We start from the raw sequence: 2,656 nt of genomic DNA, 5'->3' as shown, positions 1-2,656 counted from the left end.
AAAACCTGCCCCAGACGGTGGTCGCCGACCTGTTCGACGTCAGCCAGCCGACCGTCTCCCGCACCTACCGCCGGCTGATGCCCCTACTCGACCAAGTCCTCTGCCCGCACCAACCCGCGTTCACCGACGTCCTGGCCAACCGCGAGACACTCGTCGACGGCACCGACGTCCCCACCGGCAACAGAACCGGCGCCAAGCAGAACTACTCCGGCAAACGCCACCGGCAGGGACTGAACATCCAGGTCGCCGCCGCCACCGACGACACCCTGCTGGCCGTCTCCGACCCCGTACCCGGCGCCCGGCACGACCGACGGGCCATCACCGAATGCGGCTGGGAAGAACTTCTCGACACCACGACCTGGACCGCCGACCCCGGCTACCAGGGAACGACCGCCACCACACCCAAGAAGAAGACCAAAAACCATGAACTCACCGACTATGAGAAAGCCGTCAACAAGACGATCTCAGCCCGCCGATCAGCCGTTGAAAGATGCATAGCCCACCTGAAGAACTGGAAAATCCTCGCCACCGGCTACCGAGGCCGCCTGTCCGAACTCCCCAACGTCATCCGGATCATCGTCCGGCTCGAGTTCTACCGGCTGGGATGGTGACCTTATGAATAACGCTCAAGCTGGCGTGCTGCGGCCTCACGAATAGCCTCTGGCCCGACAGACGCCACGTCCCGTAAGGCACTGATAGCATCAGCTGACCCAATCGAGCCCAACGCGTTGACGCATTTTATCGCCAAATGGTAGAATTCATCCCATTCTGGCCACCATAGTAGAGTATCGGCCAGACACCTAACCGAGGCAGGATCGCTAATGATATCCAATGCCTCCACGATGTCCTCGTTGTTAACCTCCTCCGACCGCAATGCCAAGACATCGCACAGCACACGGGTCGCCATGCGCGATGGATGCCGAGTCACAGCCAAGACATAGCGTTCGAACTGCCTCCAATCCTCCGCCTCGTGGGCACGGATCAACCCATTGCGTATACAATCATCAACATCGGTCAGTGCGTCAATGCGCTCGAGAAATGCCGTCCGGTCGACAAGAAAAATATTTACCTCAAGAAGCCGCCGAAGCTCCTTACATGTCTCGTGCGTCATGGCTCAATAGTACTGAGGCCAAGAATTCGACTATTGAAGATGCTTGCAGAACCCGATCGTAAACCGTAGGTGATTGCGTTGAGTTCACCTTTGACGTGAACAACATTTTTCATACCCTTTCCAATCAATGGAAGATCATCAAGTCCGGCATCCACCAGCTGCTTACTTAGTGGGTCTCGGGCACCCGCGGCTAACAGCGCATCTCGCGTGCCAACCTGCATATCAAACCTCACAAATATTTCGTACAGATCTGGATGACGAGCGGCCAACTGCTGAACATACTCAAGATCCTGTGTTACGAAAGACTCACCCCGTGGTGACAATCCGCCAGAACTCCGAAGTGCTGCATACTCGCCCTTCGACATGGCTCGGTAGAACGTCTCTACTCTACCGTTTGCGTCCTCAGTATGCCTACTTGGATCATCGTCGTCGGGGTGGCCGGATGGGGCGGGAGGGTTGCCGTCACCGGGGGGGCGGCCTGCACCACCAGCGGCAGCCGGATCAGGGTCGGGCTCGTCCGGCCGGCACGTCGTCGCCAACGGCAACGAACCCTCCGCCAACCCACAACCACCATCCGTACCCTGCCCGGCGGCACCGTCCCCCGACGGCAACGAATCCGCACACGTCCCCGGCACACAGTCCTCCGGGACGTACGGCGCACCGTCCGGCGACCAGCCATCAGGCCACTCGATATTCGGCGCCGGCGACACGACCGTTCCCGCCGGCGGCACCGGCTTCACCCGCGGAGCCGGCAACGGCGGAATCCGGGTGTCCCGCTTCAGCGGCGGCGTCGACTGTGTCCGTATCGACGTCCGTGTCTGGGTCCGTGTCTGCGACGGCCCCCTGCCGGTACCACCAGCCACCGGCCCACCATCCGGAGCCGGAAAAATATCCGGATCTATTGCAATATCCGGAAACCAATAATAGTCAAGCAAACCGTCGGATGGCGCAGAAGTCGGCTGCGGCGCGGGCCTCGGTGCAGGCCTCGGCTCGTCATGGAACAAGCTGTAGAAGACGTAACCTGCTGCTATACCAACCTCAATAATAGTGCCAACAGCGGCTCCAGCTGCGCAGCCCTCCGGCCCGACCGGAGCGCCGACCGCACACCCGACAACCGTTCCCTGGAGATGCCCGGACAGATCGTTGGCGGCCAGCGGGTTCGCGTTCGCGTACAGATACCGGTTGACCCCCGCCGACCCCGACAGCGGCAGATCAACACTGTCGCGGGAGATGAACCGGCCGATACTCGGGGTGTACCAGCGGGCCTGCGCACTCACCTTCGCCGTCGTCGGATCCGTCCACGACCCCTGGAAGCCGACCCGCACATTCGCGCTACCCGCCGTCGTCGGAACCCCGAACGGATCGAACACCTTCTGATCGGTCAACCCCGCACCGTTCGTGGTGAACGCCGCCACCACATCCCCGTGGGTGTCGGTCAGCGGCGCCCACGCCCCACCCGGCGTCCCCAACCCGACCAGATCCCCGTCCGGGTCCCGGGCATACGTCGACGTCCCATCGGCGACCGGTTCCTTTTCCACCCCTGCG

General features: G+C 61.7%; 2 protein-coding genes. One reads left to right on the top strand and one right to left on the bottom strand.

Annotated features, from left to right (window positions below; genetic code table 11):
- Window positions 1–611: transposase family protein (locus MJ777_RS07545; protein ID WP_239374476.1), on the top strand; the 611-nt coding region annotated here is incomplete at its 5' end.
- Between the two features lie 496 nt (window positions 612–1,107).
- On the opposite strand, the gene MJ777_RS07540 is transcribed toward MJ777_RS07545, so the two are convergent.
- A partial coding sequence (locus MJ777_RS07540; RefSeq protein WP_305039386.1) for an RHS repeat-associated core domain-containing protein occupies window positions 1,108–2,656 on the bottom strand: 1,549 nt, incomplete at its 5' end.

Source organism: Protofrankia sp. Cj5 (assembly GCF_917627405.1).
Classification (GTDB): domain Bacteria; phylum Actinomycetota; class Actinomycetes; order Frankiales; family Frankiaceae; genus Protofrankia.
The sequence above is the reverse complement of the archived record's forward strand: the minus strand, read 5'-3'. Positions and strand labels throughout refer to the sequence as shown.